A 17,898-nucleotide genomic window follows, 5' to 3' on the forward strand; every position below is an offset into this window, starting at 1 on the left:
GTCGATTGAATTACCGGACCTGCCACCACCGAGGCAACAGGCGGCGCACCTCGGGCCGCCTGTACCGGTCGTCGATCAGATGCACGACGCCTTCGTCGAGCTCGGTGCGGATCACGCGCCCCGCCGCCTGCACCACCTTTTGCAAACCGGGGTACAGGTACATGTATTCGTAGCCATTGCCAAAACGCGCGTCCATCGTGCGCCGCATCTGTTCGTTGACCTCGTTCATTTGCGGCAGGCCCAACGTCGCAATGAAAGCGCCGATCAGCTGTTGCCCGACCAGGTCGACGCCTTCCGAAAACGCGCCGCCAAGCACCGCAAATCCGATGCCCTGGTTCGCGCTTCGAAACCGCGCGAGAAACGCGTCGCGTGCCGCTTCGTCCATGCCCGGTTCCTGCGCCCAGACCGGCAATCCGGGATGACGCTCGCGCATGAGCGCGACCACCTGCTGCAGGTAATCGAAACTGCTCAGGAAACCCAGGTAATTGCCGGGCTGCGCGGTGTACTGCTTTGCGATCAGATCGACAATGGGCTCGAGCGAACGTTCGCGATCGCGCCAGCGCGTCGACACGTTGCCGGCGACATGCACCTGTAACTGCTCCGCGCGAAACGGCCCTTCAACGTCGAGCCATTGCGTCTCCTGTGCAAGACCCAACGTATCGCGGTAGAAATGATGCGGACTAAGCGTGCCCGAAAACATCACGGTCGTGCGCGCCGCTGCATATCGCGGCGCGAGAAACGGAGCAGGAACCACGTTGCGCACGCAGAGCGTGCAACTGGTCTTGTCGCGTGGCGCGTGGCGATCTGTTGTCAGCGTGATATCGAAAATGGAATGCTCGCCGAATTGCTCTGCGAGAGCGACGAAATGCATCGCGTCGAAGAAAAAACGCAGCGACGTCTCGTCGATTGAGAGCGGCGCGTCCGCGAGCTGATCCGTCACCGCGCCAATCAGATTTTGCGCGGCCGAGAGCAGCTTGCCAGGCACATCTGGATAGACCTGATACGACGCAGTTTGCGCCCGCTTGACCGCATTCCATTCGCGCTGCAACCGTTCAAGCGGCTTGCGCAAGCCAGGCGGCGCCGTCTTGCGCGCGATCCGCAACGCCGCCTGATCGAGCGACGCCGTGTACATGCGGCGCGCACGGTCGAGCAGGTTATGCGCCTCGTCCACCAGCACGCCAATGCGCCACTGGTTGATCTGCGTGAGCGCGTAGAGCATTGCGCTGCTGTCGTAGTAGTAGTTGTAGTCGCCCACCACCACGTCGGCCCAACGCGCGAGTTCCTGGCCCAGATAATACGGGCAGACGTCATGCGCAAGCGCCGCTTCGCGCACCGCGGCGCGATCGAGCCTTTCGCCCGCGAGCGCCGTGCTACGTGCCGCGTCGAGCCGGTCATAGAAGCCGCGCGCGAGCGGACACGACTCGCCGTTGCAGGCTTTGTCGGGGTGCTCACAGGCTTTGTCGCGCGCCACCAGTTCAAGCGTTCTCAACGGTAAAGACCCGGCGCTCCGGCGAAGCGTTTCGATCGCGTCGAGCGCGAGCGCACGGCCAGGCGTCTTCGCGGTCAGAAAGAACACGCGATCGATCTGATCCGTCGCGCACGCCTTCAATAGCGGAAAGACCGTGGCGAGTGTCTTACCGATGCCGGTTGGCGCCTGCGCCATCAGCGGCTTACCGTCGCGCGCTGCACGGTAGACGGACACCGCCAGTTCGCGCTGCCCGCAGCGAAACTGCGCATGCGGAAACTGCAACGCGTTGAGCGCCGTGTCGCGCGCGACACGATGCGCCTCCTCCTGCACCGACCAGTCCAGAAACCGCTCGCATTGCTCGACGAAAAAAATCTCCAGTGCGCGCGCCGTGTGCGTTTGCGTGAGTAACGTTTCCTTCTGACTGCCGATGTCGAAGTAAACCAGCCCGACCGTCAACTCCGTGAATCCACGTGCGCGGCACATCAAATGTCCGTACACCAGCGCCTGCGCCCAATGCAGCGTGCGATGATTGTCAGGCATGCGCTCGAGATCGCCTCGATACGTCTTCACTTCTTCCAGGCGGTGCGCCACCGGATCGTAGCCGTCCGCACGACCCCTCACGGTGAGATTGCGATGCGTACCGGTCAGCGTGATTTCGGTTTCGTATCCGCTTGCGCGGCGGCCCGCAACCGTGATGTGCCCCGCCATGCCTTCCAGCGAAGTGGGCGCGGGTGTGAATCGCAGATCGAGGTCGCCGCGTCGCGCAGTGAATTCGCACATGGCTCGCACGGCGACGACGTAGCTCATGCGGTGCGCTCCGCGATCAGCGTGACGTGCGCCTGCGCGCCGACGGATGGATCGGCGATCGCATGGTCAAGCGCTTCGTCAGCCCAACGCACGTCGACCACGCGCACCGGCATGCCGTGCTGCACGCAGTAAGCTAGCCAGCGAATCTGGTTGTCCTGCAAGCGGTCGCCGGGCCCTTTCACTTCGATCAATTCATAGCGCCGCTCGGCGGGCCAGAAGCGGATCAGGTCGGGCAAACCCGAGCGATTGCCGCGAATATCGAGCAGCAAACGCTCGAACCACAATTTCAGATGCGCGGCGGGCAAGCAGTCGAGCGCCGTCGTGACAAGCTCCGGCGTAAGCATTCCCCAGAACACGAACGGCGATTGCACGCCTGCTTTGCCGTGCAGATGCCGGGCAATCGTCTCGCGATACGCGCCGCTATCGAGTTGAGCAAGGCACGCAGCGAACTGTTCGGCTCGACGCGCATAAAAGTCCGGCGCGTGAAGATCAGCGGGGCCGCGTTGAAACGGATGAAAAAACGCACCGGGCAGCGCCACGAATACCGGTTCCCAGCAAAGCAGTCCGAACAGCGAGTTGATTAATGCATTTTCGACGTAATGCACCGGCGCCGACTCGCATGTCAGATGATCGCGCACGACGTATTCAACGGACTGCGGCGCTTGGGGTCTGGGCAATAGCAACGTACTACGTTCGGCCGCTCGCGCAGCGGCCGCGCGCACCGCCGGCCCACCAAGCTTGCGACGCAGGCGCGGGAGCATGCGCGCGATGCGCTGTGCCTCTTCCTCGCTTTCGGGCGATGCTGCAGCGCTCAACGCTAGCGAAAGCGCAGCTTCGAAACGCTCGGCTCGTTCAAGCACGCGTACACGCCGATGTCGCGCGCCGGGCCACGCGCAAACCTCGTACACCGCGAGCGCGGTGGGCCACATCTGTCGGCGCTCGCAATGCTGGCCGATGCGAAAGAGCAGCTTGGCGCGTCGCAATTCGAGCCACGAGTTGCACGTTTCCACGCTTTGAACCCGAGCCACGAGGTCATTGAGCGCAGCGTTTTCTACTTCCAGACCGATCAGCGCGCCGGACGTTGCTATCGAGTCCAGTTCGTCACGACATGCTTGCAAAGCGAGGTAAACATCGACATCTGCGCGCTGCTGAAACGCTCGCGACGCAGGCCCGAAAGCCACCCTTTCGTACCTGAATACGCCGAGATCGGCGAGCACGAATTCGGACCAGTCCTGCTGCAGATTGCCAAAGAACATCAGACGCAGACGGTCGCACAGCGGCGCAATGTCCACGCGAAACACGCAATCGGTCGTTCGGGGGTGCCATGCGGACAACGGGCGCGCGATGCAGCTATCGGTGTCATGCCCGTCCAACTCGTCCCGCTCGGGATAGAACGGACGTAATGCTTCCAGCAATTCGGGCTTGCGCAGACTCCGTGCGCCCGGAATCAGTGAAAGCGCCTCGGCGAAGATGTCCAGTAATTCGGCGCGCGTGGTGAGGGCGAACAGATCGTCAAGCGTCAGGTGTGGCGCGGGATTTACCCAGCCGAGCGCCGAGACGGGCGCAGCGGCTTGCAACGGGCAGCCGATTTCGCCGTAGGCAAGACGACTTGCACGAAACAATGCGCCTTTGCGCATGAGCATCCGGACCAACAATGCGCGCGACGCCTGCGGCAAGCGCGCGAATGTGTCGAGAAAAGCGCGCTCGCTCGCGTCGAGCAGATCGTCGTAGCGTTGCGCGAGCCAGGCGAGCGCACGCTCGAAATTCAGCAGATAGTAAGGATCGCCGGCGAGGGAATCCGGCGGAGCATCGGTTGCCACGGAGTTTGCATGACCTGTACGTTTATACAGTAATGATAGCAAACTCCACCGCCGCGCCTACTCAGCGGCCAGCCACACCACCGTCAGCGACCGCACGCCCTGCGCGCCGCGAATCAGAACGCCCTCGATGTCCGCGGTCGCGGAAGGTCCCGTGACGAGTGCCGCGTAACGGGCGTCGCGAAAGTCGTCGCGGCGATAAACGTCCTGCAAGCCGTCGACCAGTTGCGCCGGATCGAGCAGAACCACGAGATGCTGCACGATATAGCCCAACGCATTGACCACGTACTCGCGTTCGCTGAACCACACCGAGCCGGTCTCCGCGACACCGAAACGCGCACGCACCACGCCGACGTCGATATCCTGTAACGACGAGGGTTCGGTGTCGGCCGTGAGCAGGCGCGTGCCGGACACTTCGGCAGTGGCTGAAGCGATCGACACAGTTGCGCCAAATCGCTCGCGGATCAGACTCGCAACTTCCGACGCGGCATCCGCTTCGACGCAAGTCCCGCCCATCGTTTGCAATGCCGACGTGAAGCGCGCGCGCAGATCGCCACCGACCGCGCTAAACAACGGCACGTCGGGGCGCGGGCGCGCCGCCGGTTGCGCCTGCCGCACTTTCGCGATAAAGGCCTCACGCGTTGCCATCGCCACCTCCGCGGTTTTGCTTGTACCACGCATGGAAGGTCTGTTTCGGCGCATCGGGCAATTCGCGTTGTCTGCCCCAGATATTCAGCGGGTTATAGAGTACGAAGTTCGGTAGCCGCCGCAATGCGCCGCTCATTGAAGCTACGGTTGCCCGATACAGCGTCGGGCTCGCGAGCAGCCGCCCTGCCATCTTCAATACTTCCTGCTTCACGAACGGCACTTCGTGGCGCTCGGCAATCACCGTGCGCCATTTATAGATCTGCTCGTGGATATTGATCTTCACCGGACACACGTTCGTGCAACTGCCGTTGAGCGTGGACGCGAACGGCAGCGCGCTATAACGTTTCAGGTCGAAGGTTGGGTTGATGATCGCGCCGATCGGCCCCGAGTAAGTACCGCCATACGACAGCCCGCCGCTGCGCCGATACACGGGACACGTGTTCATGCAGGCTCCGCAGCGGATGCATTTGAGCGAGTACCAGAAGTCGTCCATCGCGAGCCGTTCCGAGCGGCCATGATCGACGAGGATGAAATGCATCTCCGTGCCCGGACGCGGCGCACGGAAATGCGAGGTGTATTGCGTGATCGGCGAACCAAGCGCACTGCGCGAGAGCATGCGAATAAACACACCGAGATCCGAGACCTTTGGAATCAGCTTCTCGATACCGATCGATGCGATATGCAGCGGCGGCACGTTTGCCGAAAGATCGGCGTTGCCTTCGTTCGTGCAAACCACAACCGTGCCCGTTTCCGCGACCGCGAAATTGCAGCCGGTCATGCCGGCCGTTTTCTCGCGTACGAAATACGGCCGCGTATTCATGCGCTGACTTTCCGCGAGGTAGTGAATGTCGCTATTGTGCGGATCAGTGCCGATGGTTCGGCCAAACAGTTCGGCGACATCGGCACGCAGCTTGTGGACCGCCGGCACCACCATGTGGCTCGGGTCCTGATGATCGAGTTGCTGGATGCGTTCGCCCAGATCCGTTTCCATTACGGTAATGCCGCGCGGTTCGAGATACTCGCGCATCTTGCATTCGTCGGTGAGCATCGACTTGCTTTTGACGAGCGTGGTCATTCCGCGCTCGGACATGATCTTATGTACGAGCGCGTTGTGCTCTTCGGCCGTCGCTGCCCAGTGGACCACGACACCGTTCGCCTCGGCCGAGGCCGCGAACTGTTCGAGGTACTCCGACAAATGCGACAGCGTGTGTTCCTTGATACCGGATGCCAGTTCGCGCAGCGTCTCCCACTCGGCAATGCCGTGCGCCTGGGCGTCGCGTTTCTCGCGCAAATCCCACAGGCGCTTGTCGTGAAACGCCACATGTTCCGTCTTTTTGATGAACTCGCCTGCTGCCTTCGCGTGGTCGATCCGGCTCATGCGCACGCCCCGTTCAACACTTGTGCAATATGAATGAAGCGTGCGTCCGCCTTCATGCGTTCCGCACAGCCTTGCTGATGCATCAGGCACGACATGTCGCCCGACACAATGTATTGCGCACCCGCATTCAGATGATCGCGGACCTTGTCCTGCCCCATGCGGACCGACACCGGCTCTTCCGTCACCGAGAACGTGCCGCCGAAACCGCAACATTCGTCGGGGCGAGACGGCTTGACGAACTCGATACCCTTCACGCCTTCAAGCAACGCGCGCGGCTTGGAAAATGGCTGGCCCGCCACTTCCGAAATCGACGCCTCTTTCAGATGCCGCAACGCGCTGCAACTATTGTGCAGACCTACCCGATACGGAAACTCGGCCCACGGAAATTCACGCGCGCCCACCACGTCGTGCAGAAACTCGACGAGTTCATAAGCGCTCGCCCGCACCTTTTTGACTTCGTCCGTCTGATCGATCGCGGTGAGATGCTCGCGCACGTGGTGAATGCAGCTCGCCGATGGTCCGACGATGTAGTCGTAGCCCGCAAAGTTGCGCGCGAACACCCGCTCCGCGCCAGCCGCTTCTGCATGCGCGCCGCTGTTTCCCATGGGCTGGCCACAGCAGGTCTGCTCCTGCGGGTAATCGACCTGAATGCCGAAGCGTTCGAGCAGTTCGAGCGTGGCAATGCCGACCTCGGGATAAAACGCGTCGATGAAGCAAGGGATAAAGAGGGCGACTTTCATAAGCTCATTACAGGGAATGGGGCACGCAGACTCGGGACGCGTAAGATCGTCGCCAGTCAGACTGGTATTGTTGGTCTGACCAAAATATAAGGAAGTCGCCCGAGCGTGTCAATCGTTAGATGGCCACGCGAAATGCGACGCCTAAAGCTTCGCGGCGTCTTCCTGATAAATCTCGCGCACGAAGGCCAGGTGCCGTTCGGCCGCCTTGCGTGCCTTTTGTGCGTCGCGTGCGACGACGGCGTCGTAGATGGCCTGATGCTGACTCATCAACTGCTTTTCCATCGCCTCGTCGTAATCGATCAGCCGATGGTATTGACGCATGCCTTCGCGAATCAGCGTGTGAATGCCATGCATGACATGGGCGAGCGCGATGTTGTGCGTAGAGTCGGCAATCGCCAGGTGAAAAGCGGCATCCAGCTCCGCCAGATTGACGCGATCTTGCGACTGCGAGGCCGCCTTCAGTGCGTCGAACGCAGTCTTGATCTTGCGAAGATCGGCGGCGGTCGCGCGCTCCGCGGCATATACGGTCGAAATCGATTCGAGCCCCTGGCGCAACTCGAGAATGTCGGCACTGGTGCGCGGATTTTGCAAAAGCAGTTCGGCGAGCGGCTTCGAAATGATCGGCGCCGTCAGATCGACCACCGTAAAGCCGCCCCGCCCCGACGTGGCGATATAGCCATCTGATTCCAGCCTGATCAGCGCTTCGCGCAACGAAGGCCGCGACACCGCCAGTTGCGTCGCCAGATCGCGCTCAGCGGGCAGCCGGTCGCCCGGCATCAGCGTGCCGTCGGAGATCAATTGCTTGATCTGATCTGCGACGACGTCGGAGAGCCGTTTGCGCGTGAAAGACTGGATCGGGCGAAAGTGCATAGGCTACGGCTGGCAAAGCCGGTTGTTCAGGATGATTCGTTAGCGGCAGTATGCGACGCGACAGAGCTAAACGGGAGCGAATGAATTATACCGTTGGGCGCCCTGCGCGATTTTCGCTGCGAGCGCGTACTCACGGGTTCGATTCCAACGGCAACGCCGCGACAAACGCCGCAATCCGCTCGCACGCCTCGGCAAGCCGCGCTTCGTCGACGACAAAGCCCAACCGGACGAAACCGTTCGCGGTCTCGCCAAAAGCACTCGCGTCGAGCACCGACACGCCTTGCGCGCGAAACAGCTGCCATGTGAAATCGACGGTATCGAGGCCCGTGCCGCTCACGTCGACCATCATGAACATGCCCGCTTCGGGCAGCAGGCAGCGCAATCGCGGGACCCGGCTCAAACGCTCGAACACGACGTCGCGACGGCGCCTGTAGATGTCGCGCATCTGCGCGACGATGCTCGACTTCTCCTGTAACGCCGTCAATGCGGCCTGCTGGATGAAGCCCGGCAAGCCATACAGCATGGCAAGCGCGAGGCGTCCCATGTGTTCGATCAGTTGCGTGGGTCCGATCGCCCAGCCTACGCGCCACCCCGCCATTGCATGCGATTTGGACAGGCTGCCGAGTGTGACCGTGCGCTCCGCCATGCCGGGCAGCGACATGATGCTCACATGTTCGCGCTCGAACGTGAGATCGGCGTAGACCTCGTCGGACAGCACCCACAGGTCGTGCTCGCACGCGAGCCGCGCAATGCGTTCGAGGTCCGCGCGCGGCATCACGACACCTGTTGGATTGCACGGCGTAGCGAAGAAAATCGCCTTGGTGCGCGGTGTCACGGCTCGTTCGAGCGCGTCGCAATCCAGGTGAAATGCACGCGCAGGATCGACCGGCACCGGCACGAGCGTCGCACCTGCGGCGCGCACGCAAGCTTCGTAGGTGAGGTACATCGGCTCGGGCACGATAACCTCGTCGCCTGCTTCGAGCAGACAAAGCGACGTGGCAAACACGCCGTTTTGCGCGCCCGCCGTGAGGATCACATTCGCCGCGCTGACCGTGCAACCGGTCATGCGCGCCTGCTCTTCGGCAATCGCCGCTCGCAGCGGATCGCGCCCGGACACCGCGCTGTAATGCGTATCGCCGCCGCGCAACGCGTCGATGGCACGCTCGACAATCGGTGCGGGCGTAGCGAAGTCAGGGTCTCCCACGCTCAGCACGATGACGTCATTGCCATTCGCCGCGGCCTGCTGCGCCACGCGATGAATCTCCCACGCCGACGTACGTCTGCCTTGCAATCCCTCGACCCGACTCGAATACTTCATCGCGCTCACCCGTTTCTGATTGACCCGCCAATGTAATGGGGCGTGCGCAAAACGTCCAGATACGAAAAAGCGCCACGCGGGCAGACAGCCTCGCGTAGCGCTTCGTATCAAAGCCCCGCTTGCAGGGGCCGTGCAAATTCAGACCTGGCGGCGCAACTCCGCCGGCGGCACCTTCATCAGATGCCGGTACTTGGCAACCGTGCGGCGCGCGACGAGCACGCCCTGATCCGCGAGCATCTTTGCCAGCGTCACATCGGAGAGCGGGTCGCGGGTGTTTTCCGCAGCGATCATTTCTTTCAGCAGCGCCCGCACCGCGGCGGCGGAACAGGTACCGCCGCTTTCGGTGCCAAGCTCGCGCGGGAAGAAATGCTTGAACTCGAAAATGCCGCGCGGCGTGGCCATATATTTATTGCCGGTCGCGCGCGAGATCGTCGATTCGTGCAGGCCGAGTTCGTCGGCGACATCGCGCAACACCATCGGCTTGAGCGCGATTTCACCGTACTGGAAAAACGCCTTCTGATGCGCGACGATGCATTCGGCGACGCGTTGAATCGTGTCGAAGCGCTGCTGCGCGTTTCGGATCAACCAGCGCGCTTCCTGAAGCTGCTGGGCGAGCGGCGAACGGCTAGCCCCAGCCGATTGCGCAAACAGCTCGGCATACATGCGGTGAATGCGTGCGCGCGGCTGCACGGCAGGATTGATCGTCACCACCCACTTGTTGCGCACCTGGCGCACGATCACATCGGGCACGACGTAGTTGTCTTCGGTACGGCCGTAGCAGTTGCCCGGCTTCGGATCGAGCTTGCGCACGAGAGCGCAGGCCACACGCAGCTCTTCCGCAGTACAGCCAATCTGTTTTTGCAGTTCTGCCTGTTCGCGACGCGCGAGCCGCTCCAGATGATGTTCGACAATCTGCCGCGCGACATCGCGGCCCGGCGTGTCCGCGGGCAACGCATTGACCTGCAGCAGCAGACACTCGGACAGCGAACGCGCGCCAAGCCCAGGCCGGTCGAGCGACTGCACGAGGCGCAGCGCGACCAGCAGTTCTTCCTCTGTCAATTCGGGTTCGAGATCGACGCTGTCGGCGAGATCCGCCAGGTCCTGGCGCAGATAACCATCGTCGTCGAGCGCCTCGATGATGAAGCGCGCAACCGCGCGATCGCGGTCATCCAGACGATAAAGACGCAGTGCGTCGTGCAGTTGCTCGCGCAACGTGGGTTGCGAGCGTGCCCATTCGGCCGGATCGCTGCCGTCGGAGTCGCCGTTCTGGCGGGCCGAACTGCGGCTGCTGTAGTCGCCCGAGAAGTCGCCGGGCATATCGTCGGGGCCGCCACTGTCGAGGCTCTCGCTGCTAGCGGCTTCAGAGGGCAGCGAGTCGGGCTCGGCGGCCGCGACTGCATCGGTTGCCGGCAACACGCCCTGCTCTTCGCCGGACGTGGCAGTTGCAAGCGCAACGTCCTCGGTATCCGACGAGTCGTATTCGAGGAACGGGTTCGTATCGAGCGCAGTTCGCAATTCCTGCTGGAACTCCAGAGACGATAGCTGCAACAGACGCACCGACTGCTGCAAACGCGGCGTAAGTGCAAGAGACTGCCTTGTGCGAAGTTCAATTGAAGGCATCGTGTTCAGGTCCCGTTGAAAGCTGAAGTAAAGGAGTGACCTCACTAGAGCAACACGCGTACCAGCTTTTGCAACGCACTGTTTTCTTTGGCCTTTATTTTTTCAGGCCCGCGGATTGCAACGCCGCGCGGGGCCTTTTTTACAAGCGACCCGGCAAATTCCGCATCCGCTCCACACGAGTCGGCGCGCGCACGAACTCGATGCGCGAGCGCTATTCATCAGCGGAAAAGCGCCCGCTGGCGCGGGCTTCGCAACTTCTCTGGTCCTCAGTCACGAGGTGCGGGCACACACTTTGCGGTAACGAGGATGTGGACGGACGGCTCTCTTCGCATCCGGCGCGAACGCGCAACGACTGTGAAGACCCGCCCGGTGTCGATAACGGGCCCTGACGGAACCGTAGCGGCAACGACCCCACGCGAGTCATCGGCGGCTTCGGCCGCGATCGACCGCAGGCAACAAGACCGCAATTTCATCAACACCCGAAGGAGAAAACCATGAAGACCATCCAATTCCTGAAGACTGCCGGCAGCATCGCGTGCGTTGCTTTCGCACTGAACGCCACCGCCCAAACGAGCGCCTCGGCTCCGTCGGCTTCGTCTGAAACCATCGGCCAGCACGTCGACGACGGCACGATCACCACGAAGGTCAAGGCCGAACTGCTCGGCGCGAAGAACGTGAAGTCCACGCATATCCATGTGAAGACCCGCAAGGGCGTGGTGTGGCTCACGGGTACGGTACCTTCGGCTGAAGACAAGACCGCCGCCCAGGACGTCGTGGAAGGCGTGAAGGGCGTGAGCAGCGTGAAGAACCGCCTGAAAATCGCCGCAGAATAATCTCGAGGCGCCCGGCGTTCTGCGCCGGGCGCAGGGCTCCGAGAAGCCCCCGAGAAAAAGGCCGTCCGCGCATTGTGCGGACGGCCTTTCTACTTTAGAGGCCGGCCTGACGGCCGGCTACCTGATTAGCTCTTTGCCGCGTATTGATCGCGCAGATCGCGAACGCGGTCGTGATTCTGCAGCACGCCTTGATACTGACGCTCGACAATCGCGCGCACGTCGGCGGGCAGTTCTTTTTCCAGCGCGTCGTGATAGTTCTTCTTGGCGACGTCCTCGCCCTTTTCCACCTCGACGAGAATCTGATGGTCGCTGCGGTCCGTCACCGCCGACTTCACATCGACCCATCCCCGGTGCAGCGCACCGCTCACACTGCCGCCCGTTTCCGGCTTACCGCCCAGGCGCTGAACCACATCCTGCAGCTCGCGTGCGCCGCGCGCGCAATCTTCAGCGCGCGTGAGAAACATCGTCTTCAACTGTGTGTCGCGCGCATCTTCGGCCGCCTTGCGAAAGCCCTTTTCACCATCCTTCGAAGTTTCGATGAGATCGTTCAGCACGGAAACAACATTCGTAGTCATTCAATACCTCCAGGGTTTCGTTAATCGCGGAATCCGTTGCCGGCACGCCCGCAGGTGTTCGCGGTGCGCGTGCCGCCTGCTTTGCCAACGCCTGCGCAAGGCAACGGGGTTCGTTGATGGACACGCATGGCGCGTGCCCGAAAGTTCACAGGATGCATTGCGCCCGCACGCTGCATTTGGGCGGCCATCTTTCTTGCAGACGTGGGTAATTGTTGCGCAGCGCGAACTCTCTTAAGCGGCGTGAAAGCCTTTCTCAGCGCGGCTTTCGCCGGTGGCACACGCGTTGCTTTTACTGCTTCGCCCGAGTAACGCCATGCAACGCAAGTTAGAAAACTGCATGACGTATCGACAAATTGAAAAGAATGGGCAGGCAACAACGACAGGGAGAAACATCATGAAGATTCGCAGCGCAGAATGGCTGGTCGCCGTCGCCATCGTTTCGTCGGCCAGCGTGTTGCAGATTCGCGAGCACATGCAGCCGCACGATAGCGCTGCGGCAAGTACGAGCGCTAGCGCGCAAGCCGCGCCTTCGACCTGCGAAGGATCTCGCAAAGGCGTCATGCCGGCCTCATGCGAGCCCACGCGCGACCAACGTCCTGCTGATCATGCCCCCTCGCCGCAACGTGGCGCCGCGCGTATCTGGGTATAACTTTCCCGACGATCAGCGCGCCTTGCGTTTCCGGTCCGCCAAAGAAAAGGGCCCGACGTCTGTCGGGCCCTTTTCGATTGCCTTCCCGCTCACTGCCGTTCGCCGCTGTCGGCGCTGTCACCGCTACATCAGGCGCGTTTTTCGTTGTACTCGTTGAGTGGAACGGGCTTCTTCAACGGATCGAAGTCGGCCCAGCGGCCTTGTTGCCAACGACCCGTCGCGCGTTCGATCGACACGCCGCCTGCTTCGCGCAGCAAACGGGCGGCCTCGAACTGATTGTCAGGCGACACGTGCACCGCGACCAGCACGCCCGAATCGCGCGCCTCTTCGTGGAATGGCGTGCGATGCCCGGCTTCGCTACTATCGCGCGTGCGCCACATCGCCCCGGCCAGCGAGCCGATATAGGCGCCGACGCCCGCAGCGATCGCCGAAACGAGCAGCGGCGCAGAGAACGCCGCGAAGATGCCGACGCCAACAATAGCGCCCACCACCGCGCCGATCGTCACGCCGAGGCCCGCGCCCTTCGGCGCGCCTTTCGCCCCGGGATCGGTGTGGGTGTCGCCGCCAATCGGAAAACGTGCATGCTGGCCACGCGGATTGACGAAGAACAGCGTGACGTCTTCCTCGACGAAGCCTGCATTAAAAAGTTTTTGCGCCGCTTCTTCCGCGGCTGGGAAAGTCGTGAAGCGTGCTGCAACGATGAGTGACATGAGGCCTCCTTGCATCGTGATTGCGTTTTGACGGACGACGCCCGCGGCTACTCGCGGTGCGTGATCAGAAGAAGCGGCGGCGCTACACCGCCGTGCCGCGGTCGGGCTCCATGCCTTCCACTCTGAACAATCCGCTATGCAAGACTACGCCCTCGCCGTCGTTCTGGTCGAGCGCCTCGGCGCACACCGAGCGGATCCGGTTACGGCCCTTGTCGAAGGCTTCCATCAACTCGCTTTCGAGCGGCGAACCGGCGCCGAAGTGATCTTCCAGCGCCTCGACCGTGATGGCGCAGACAACCGGTTCACCGTCCACGCGCGCCATGAAGCGAAGCGTCAGGTTGGCGCCGTCGAAGGTCGGTTTGTCGTCGGAAAAAGTGATCTGCATAAGGGAATCCTCATAGGCAGGCCGCGGCAGGATCGCGTTCATGATGACGCGCCCTTCATTGCGCCGGCGAGCTGCTGCGCCATCTCCAGATGATGCTTGATGACCGGCAGCGCGCGCGCGGCCGCAGCCTTCAGTTGCGAGTCGGTGCCGCTCTGGCTCTCCTGCTGGAACAGATCGACTGCCCGCTGATGCGCCTCGAGGCCGACCTGCTCGACATACGCCTCGTCGAACTTCTGGCCCTTGAGCGTTTGCAGCTTGCCAACGAGCGCGGAGTCTGCCGACGGCGTGGTGGCAAGCCCCTTCTTCGCTGCGAGCGCACCCATGCTGCGCGAGAGCTTCGTATGTTCGGCGATCATCTGCTGTGCAAATTTCTTCACGCGTGGATCGCTGGAATTCTTCAACGCGATCTTGCTTGCCGCGATTTCGGTGGCGTCGGACCGTGAAGCATCCTGGATGAACTGCTGGTCGGCGGGCGAGAGCTTCGTGCCGCCGACGGGTGCGTCGCTCGCGGGAGCGTCGCTTGCCTGCGCATACACGACGCAGGCCGGCGCCGTGCCAAGAGCAAGCGCGACAGTCATCGCTTGTAGGGAATACCGTAGTTTCATGCGTTTTCTCCCTTGTTCACGGAGTCACCGGCGCGTCTCATCGCCCACCTGCGCCGCTCATGCAGCCTTGCGTTTCGACAGTTGCCCGATCAACGCTTTGTTGAAGGCGGGAATGTCGTCCGGCTTGCGGCTCGAAATCAGATTGCTGTCTTCGACCACTTCCTGATCGACCCACGTGCCGCCCGCGTTGCGGATATCGTCCTGCAGACTCGGCCAGCTCGTCACCGTGCGCCCCTTGATGATTCCGGCCGACACGGGGAGCCACGTGCCGTGGCAAATCACCGCGATCGGCTTCTTCGCGTTGTCGGCCGCTTTCACGAATGCCTGCGCCTGCGGCAACACGCGAATCGCGTCACCGTTCACCACGCCGCCAGGCAACACGACTGCGTCATAGTCGTCCGCGATCGCTTTGTCGAAAGTCGAATCGACCTCGACCGTGTCGGCTTTATCGACGTGCTTGAAGCCCTGGATCTTGCCGGGCTTCGCTGAGATCACGTGCACGGTCGCTCCGGCCTCGGCGAGCGCGCGTTTCGGGTCGACCAGTTCAGCCTGTTCGAAGCCGTCTACCGCCAGGATCGCTACCTTCAGACCGTCGAGACTGTTTGCCATCTTTCTCTCCTTTGTTCAAATGCCGGGGCCGCGCATGTGATGCGCCAAACCCCTTTCATCATTGATTAACGATGCGGCAGCAAGGCTTGTGCCTGCTGTTCCCGGACCCGCCTACCGCGTCATCGCTCCTGCCTCGACGCCCGCTGCGACGGGCCTCGAGGCTCGGATGCTCGCGCGAAGCGGAGAGGCGCAACGCGATTACAGGCCGCTCGGGTCGTCGTCGAGACCGTCGTCGTCTTCGTCGGCTGTCGGTGGCGTCAGAATGCGATCAGGTTCGATGTCGCTATCCGGGTCCAGCGTCGAATCGCCGTCCGCGGCTGCGCGCTCGCCGGTGCCCGCCCGGTCGGTGTCGCTAGCCATTTCCGACTCGCCCAGTTCGAGCGCGTGGTTGTCGAGTTCCGTATCGACGTCGAACTCATGGCGCTTCGCGCCCGCGACGTCGCTGCCGCTATCGGATGAATCGCTCGGTCCCAACGCGCCCGTCGTGCCTGACGTTTGTTTGACGACCTGTTGCGGCTCTTCATCGGGGTTCAGCGTGCTGCTCATGGCGCTCTCCTTTATCGGTTGATACGTATGACGTTCTCCGCAAGGACTGTTCCGCCCGCTCGCCCGCGCCGGCAGTGCCGGGCACCGGCTTTGCTCCGGGCCATCACTGGCGCAACGCGCTTCACGCTTGAAAGTTCTACCTGCAAAGAAAGCCATGGCAAACAGCACAACCACAAGCATAAGCACAACGAGCACGACGCAAAACGGTCATGCATCGGCCGACGACAGCGTGAAGCAGTCCGTGACAGCCGCCATGCCGCCCGGCTTGCGCCATGCCGACGACAGCAAGCCTGGCTACACGCGCAAGCGCGAGAAAGACGGCTTCGCGTATTTCGACGTGCAAGGAAAGCGCATTGAAGACGAAGCGGAGATTCAGCGCATCAACTCGCTCGCGATTCCGCCCGCGTACGAAGACGTCTGGATCTGTCCAGACCCGCGCGGACATATTCAGGCGACTGGCCGCGACGTGCGCGGGCGCAAGCAATACCGTTATCACCCGCGTTGGCGCGAAACGCGCGACGCCGACAAATACGAACGCATGGCCGAGTTCGGGCGCGCACTGCCGCGAATCCGCGCGCGCGTCGCCCGCGACCTCGAACTGCCCGGCATGCCGTGCGACAAAGTGATCGCGGCGGTCGTGCGGCTGCTCGATACCACGCTGGTTCGTATCGGCAGCGTCGAATACGCACGCGAAAATCAGTCATATGGACTGACGACATTGCGTAAAAAACACGTGAAAGTGGAAGCGGGACAGTTGCGCTTCAAGTTCCGGGGCAAGAGCGGCATTGAACACGACGTAACGGTGGACGACCAGCGTGTGAAGCGCATAGTGCGACGCTGCGCGGATCTGCCGGGTCACGACCTGTTCCAGTATCTCGACGACGACGGTACACGCCGTACCGTCGGTTCAGCCGACATCAACGATTATCTGCGCCGCGCAAGCGGCGCGGACTTCACCGCGAAGGACTATCGGACATGGGCCGGCAGCGTCTACGCACTCGCGGCGCTGCGCCGCCTCGTGTGCGGCAGCGCCGCCGAAGCGCGGCGTCATATCGTGGCGACCGTCAAGGAAGTCGCGGGCTTGCTGCGCAACACGCCGGCCGTTTGCCGGCGTTGCTACATCCATCCTGCAGTGATTAGCGCATTCGAAAGCGACCAGTTGCAAACCTTGCCGCCGGGTCAGTCGCGCCGGGGTCTGAAAGTCGACGAGGTCGCTTTTGCTGCATTGCTCGCGCATGCCGAGAAGCGCGCCGCGAGGCTCGCGCGTCAGGCGGGAGCAAAAGGCCGCAAGCTGCGCGAAACCGACACCGCCGAGAGCATCAACGGCTCCATTACGACGTTGCTCAAGAAGTCGCGCACCATTCGCAACGAAGCGAACAAGGCGGCGAAAGCCGCTGCCAAAGATAGCGTCAAACCAAGCGCAAAAGCCGGCGCGCGAACTGCCCAGCGAGCTGCGAGCGCGGGCGCCCGTTCCGCGCAGCGCGCCGAGAAGACGGCCGCGAGTTAACGCCGCTCATAGCAAGCAGGAACTGCAACGGCGCGCGCATCATTTACCTGGACAGAGGCTGCATTGCTCGCGGACGCCGCCGCGATCGTGCGATGCATATCCGGGTATCGCCGCAGCGCCATGCGCGAGCACTTTCCGCGCACGTGAAGGCGTTTGTCCCGACCCGCGTGAAGCGACCGTTACTCCGGGCGAGGAACGCGCGTTGCTGCAGTGATCGTCACCCTAACCTGCAAAGGAGGCACATCATGGTCATGCAAAGTCAGACGCAAGGCACGCAAGGCGCACGTATCGTCGGTAAAGGCAGCGCGACGGCAGAAGGCCCGGGCCCGGATGTGATGGCGGCCGATACGCTGGACGGCAACAGAGTGCTCAGCAGCGACGGCGAGGACATCGGCAAGATCAAAGACATCATGCTGGATGTGCGCTCGGGCCGCGTTGCGTACGCGGTGCTGTCGAGCGGCGGCTTCCTCGGCATCGGCGACAAGCTGCTCGCAATTCCATGGGGCGCGCTCACGCTGGACACCGAGCAGAAGTGCTTCGTGCTGGACATGACGGCGGAGCGCGTGAAAAGCGCCCCGGGTTTCGACAAGGATCACTGGCCGTCGATGGCGGATGAGACATGGGCCACGTCTGTTCACCAGTACTACGGCAGGGAGCCCTATTGGGGCCGCGACCAGTTCGATATGCGCGATGACGTAGGCGTGGGCGATATTCCGGCCGGTTCGTCGGATGCGCCCGAAGCCGGTGGAGTCAAGCTGTAATCGGCGAGCCGCGGCGAGTGCGTGAAGCAGTTTGCCGTTCGCAGTTCGCGCA

General features: G+C 62.4%; 18 protein-coding genes. 4 read left to right on the forward strand and 14 right to left on the reverse strand.

Translation table 11 applies throughout. The features are described from left to right. Positions 1-10 precede the first annotated feature (10 nt). The 8 genes from H281_RS0114955 to H281_RS0114990 form a co-directional block, all read right to left on the reverse strand. Entirely contained in the window at positions 11-2,275 is a 2,265-nt protein-coding gene (locus H281_RS0114955; protein ID WP_020067933.1) for an ATP-dependent DNA helicase, read from the reverse strand. Continuing rightward, complete coding sequence (locus tag H281_RS0114960) at positions 2,272-4,095, reverse strand: VRR-NUC domain-containing protein (protein WP_020067934.1); 1,824 nt, start codon at positions 4,093-4,095, stop codon at positions 2,272-2,274. The genes H281_RS0114955 and H281_RS0114960 overlap by 4 nt, the downstream gene beginning before the upstream one ends. Before the next feature lie 57 nt (positions 4,096-4,152). Then, entirely contained in the window at positions 4,153-4,740 is a 588-nt protein-coding gene (locus tag H281_RS0114965; protein WP_020067935.1) for a LutC/YkgG family protein, read from the reverse strand. Further along, entirely contained in the window at positions 4,727-6,118 is a 1,392-nt protein-coding gene (locus H281_RS0114970) for a lactate utilization protein B (protein WP_027804616.1), read from the reverse strand. The genes H281_RS0114965 and H281_RS0114970 overlap by 14 nt, the downstream gene beginning before the upstream one ends. Next, positions 6,115-6,858, reverse strand: coding sequence for a (Fe-S)-binding protein (locus H281_RS0114975; protein ID WP_020067937.1), 744 nt, complete (start codon positions 6,856-6,858; stop codon positions 6,115-6,117). The genes H281_RS0114970 and H281_RS0114975 overlap by 4 nt, the downstream gene beginning before the upstream one ends. Before the next feature lie 141 nt (positions 6,859-6,999). After that, positions 7,000-7,728 (reverse strand): FadR/GntR family transcriptional regulator, encoded by a 729-nt coding sequence (locus H281_RS0114980; RefSeq protein WP_020067938.1) that lies wholly within the window; start codon positions 7,726-7,728, stop codon positions 7,000-7,002. Between the two features lie 130 nt (positions 7,729-7,858). Next, positions 7,859-9,046 (reverse strand): pyridoxal phosphate-dependent aminotransferase, encoded by a 1,188-nt coding sequence (locus H281_RS0114985; RefSeq protein ID WP_027804617.1) that lies wholly within the window; start codon positions 9,044-9,046, stop codon positions 7,859-7,861. Between the two features lie 138 nt (positions 9,047-9,184). Further along, the gene (locus tag H281_RS0114990) at positions 9,185-10,666 is read right to left on the reverse strand and encodes an RNA polymerase factor sigma-54 (RefSeq protein ID WP_020067940.1); all 1,482 of its coding nucleotides are present in this window, start codon (positions 10,664-10,666) and stop codon (positions 9,185-9,187) included. A 494-nt stretch (positions 10,667-11,160) separates the two neighbouring features. Between H281_RS0114990 and H281_RS0114995 the strand changes: the two genes are divergently transcribed. Continuing rightward, on the forward strand, positions 11,161-11,499 hold the full coding sequence (locus H281_RS0114995; protein ID WP_020067941.1) for a BON domain-containing protein: 339 nt from the start codon (positions 11,161-11,163) through the stop codon (positions 11,497-11,499). Between the two features lie 125 nt (positions 11,500-11,624). Here H281_RS0114995 and H281_RS0115000 read toward each other — a convergent pair whose 3' ends face one another. Next, complete coding sequence (locus H281_RS0115000) at positions 11,625-12,074, reverse strand: ferritin-like domain-containing protein (protein WP_020067942.1); 450 nt, start codon at positions 12,072-12,074, stop codon at positions 11,625-11,627. 394 nt (positions 12,075-12,468) lie between these two features. Between H281_RS0115000 and H281_RS0115010 the strand changes: the two genes are divergently transcribed. Beyond that, positions 12,469-12,723 (forward strand): hypothetical protein, encoded by a 255-nt coding sequence (locus H281_RS0115010; RefSeq protein WP_020067944.1) that lies wholly within the window; start codon positions 12,469-12,471, stop codon positions 12,721-12,723. Between the two features lie 128 nt (positions 12,724-12,851). Here the strand turns inward: H281_RS0115010 and H281_RS0115015 are convergent, their stop codons facing one another. The 5 genes from H281_RS0115015 to H281_RS0115035 all read right to left on the reverse strand — a co-directional run bounded on the left by H281_RS0115015 (position 12,852) and on the right by H281_RS0115035 (position 15,578). Further along, a complete protein-coding gene (locus H281_RS0115015) occupies positions 12,852-13,433 on the reverse strand; it encodes a phage tail tape measure protein (protein WP_020067945.1) in 582 nt (193 codons plus the stop codon). Between the two features lie 82 nt (positions 13,434-13,515). Beyond that, the gene (locus tag H281_RS0115020) at positions 13,516-13,860 is read right to left on the reverse strand and encodes a DUF1488 family protein (protein ID WP_020067946.1); all 345 of its coding nucleotides are present in this window, start codon (positions 13,858-13,860) and stop codon (positions 13,516-13,518) included. Next, positions 13,857-14,423 carry a DUF4142 domain-containing protein gene (locus H281_RS0115025; RefSeq protein ID WP_027804618.1) on the reverse strand — a complete coding sequence of 189 codons (567 nt, stop codon included), beginning with the start codon at positions 14,421-14,423 and terminating at the stop codon, positions 13,857-13,859. The genes H281_RS0115020 and H281_RS0115025 overlap by 4 nt, the downstream gene beginning before the upstream one ends. A gap of 57 nt (positions 14,424-14,480) precedes the next feature. After that, complete coding sequence (locus H281_RS0115030; protein ID WP_020067948.1) at positions 14,481-15,032, reverse strand: type 1 glutamine amidotransferase domain-containing protein; 552 nt, start codon at positions 15,030-15,032, stop codon at positions 14,481-14,483. A 198-nt stretch (positions 15,033-15,230) separates the two neighbouring features. After that, complete coding sequence (locus tag H281_RS0115035; protein ID WP_020067949.1) at positions 15,231-15,578, reverse strand: hypothetical protein; 348 nt, start codon at positions 15,576-15,578, stop codon at positions 15,231-15,233. 154 nt (positions 15,579-15,732) lie between these two features. Between H281_RS0115035 and H281_RS0115040 the strand changes: the two genes are divergently transcribed. Together H281_RS0115040 and H281_RS0115045 are read left to right on the forward strand one after the other, a co-directional pair. Next, the gene (locus H281_RS0115040; RefSeq protein WP_020067950.1) at positions 15,733-17,085 is read left to right on the forward strand and encodes a DNA topoisomerase IB; all 1,353 of its coding nucleotides are present in this window, start codon (positions 15,733-15,735) and stop codon (positions 17,083-17,085) included. A 245-nt stretch (positions 17,086-17,330) separates the two neighbouring features. Continuing rightward, the gene (locus H281_RS0115045; protein ID WP_020067951.1) at positions 17,331-17,846 is read left to right on the forward strand and encodes a PRC-barrel domain-containing protein; all 516 of its coding nucleotides are present in this window, start codon (positions 17,331-17,333) and stop codon (positions 17,844-17,846) included. Positions 17,847-17,898 lie beyond the last annotated feature (52 nt).

Origin of the sequence: Paraburkholderia caledonica, from assembly GCF_000383275.1 — a bacterium.
Classification (GTDB): Bacteria; Pseudomonadota; Gammaproteobacteria; order Burkholderiales; family Burkholderiaceae; genus Paraburkholderia; species Paraburkholderia caledonica.

What these genes read in the sequence shown, in the direction of transcription:
- H281_RS0114955 (WP_020067933.1), bottom strand. Translation starts at nt 2,275, where the DNA reads ATGAGCTACGTCGTCGCCGTGCGAGCCATGTGCGAATTCACTGCGCGA.
- H281_RS0114965 (WP_020067935.1), bottom strand. Translation starts at nt 4,740, where the DNA reads ATGGCAACGCGTGAGGCCTTTATCGCGAAAGTGCGGCAGGCGCAACCG.
- H281_RS0114970 (WP_027804616.1), bottom strand. Translation starts at nt 6,118, where the DNA reads ATGAGCCGGATCGACCACGCGAAGGCAGCAGGCGAGTTCATCAAAAAG.
- H281_RS0114975 (WP_020067937.1), bottom strand. Translation starts at nt 6,858, where the DNA reads ATGAAAGTCGCCCTCTTTATCCCTTGCTTCATCGACGCGTTTTATCCC.
- H281_RS0114980 (WP_020067938.1), bottom strand. Translation starts at nt 7,728, where the DNA reads ATGCACTTTCGCCCGATCCAGTCTTTCACGCGCAAACGGCTCTCCGAC.
- H281_RS0114985 (WP_027804617.1), bottom strand. Translation starts at nt 9,046, where the DNA reads ATGAAGTATTCGAGTCGGGTCGAGGGATTGCAAGGCAGACGTACGTCG.
- H281_RS0114990 (WP_020067940.1), bottom strand. Translation starts at nt 10,666, where the DNA reads ATGCCTTCAATTGAACTTCGCACAAGGCAGTCTCTTGCACTTACGCCG.
- H281_RS0114995 (WP_020067941.1), top strand. Translation starts at nt 11,161, where the DNA reads ATGAAGACCATCCAATTCCTGAAGACTGCCGGCAGCATCGCGTGCGTT.
- H281_RS0115000 (WP_020067942.1), bottom strand. Translation starts at nt 12,074, where the DNA reads ATGACTACGAATGTTGTTTCCGTGCTGAACGATCTCATCGAAACTTCG.
- H281_RS0115010 (WP_020067944.1), top strand. Translation starts at nt 12,469, where the DNA reads ATGAAGATTCGCAGCGCAGAATGGCTGGTCGCCGTCGCCATCGTTTCG.
- H281_RS0115015 (WP_020067945.1), bottom strand. Translation starts at nt 13,433, where the DNA reads ATGTCACTCATCGTTGCAGCACGCTTCACGACTTTCCCAGCCGCGGAA.
- H281_RS0115020 (WP_020067946.1), bottom strand. Translation starts at nt 13,860, where the DNA reads ATGAACGCGATCCTGCCGCGGCCTGCCTATGAGGATTCCCTTATGCAG.
- H281_RS0115025 (WP_027804618.1), bottom strand. Translation starts at nt 14,423, where the DNA reads ATGAAACTACGGTATTCCCTACAAGCGATGACTGTCGCGCTTGCTCTT.
- H281_RS0115030 (WP_020067948.1), bottom strand. Translation starts at nt 15,032, where the DNA reads ATGGCAAACAGTCTCGACGGTCTGAAGGTAGCGATCCTGGCGGTAGAC.
- H281_RS0115035 (WP_020067949.1), bottom strand. Translation starts at nt 15,578, where the DNA reads ATGAGCAGCACGCTGAACCCCGATGAAGAGCCGCAACAGGTCGTCAAA.
- H281_RS0115040 (WP_020067950.1), top strand. Translation starts at nt 15,733, where the DNA reads ATGGCAAACAGCACAACCACAAGCATAAGCACAACGAGCACGACGCAA.
- H281_RS0115045 (WP_020067951.1), top strand. Translation starts at nt 17,331, where the DNA reads ATGGTCATGCAAAGTCAGACGCAAGGCACGCAAGGCGCACGTATCGTC.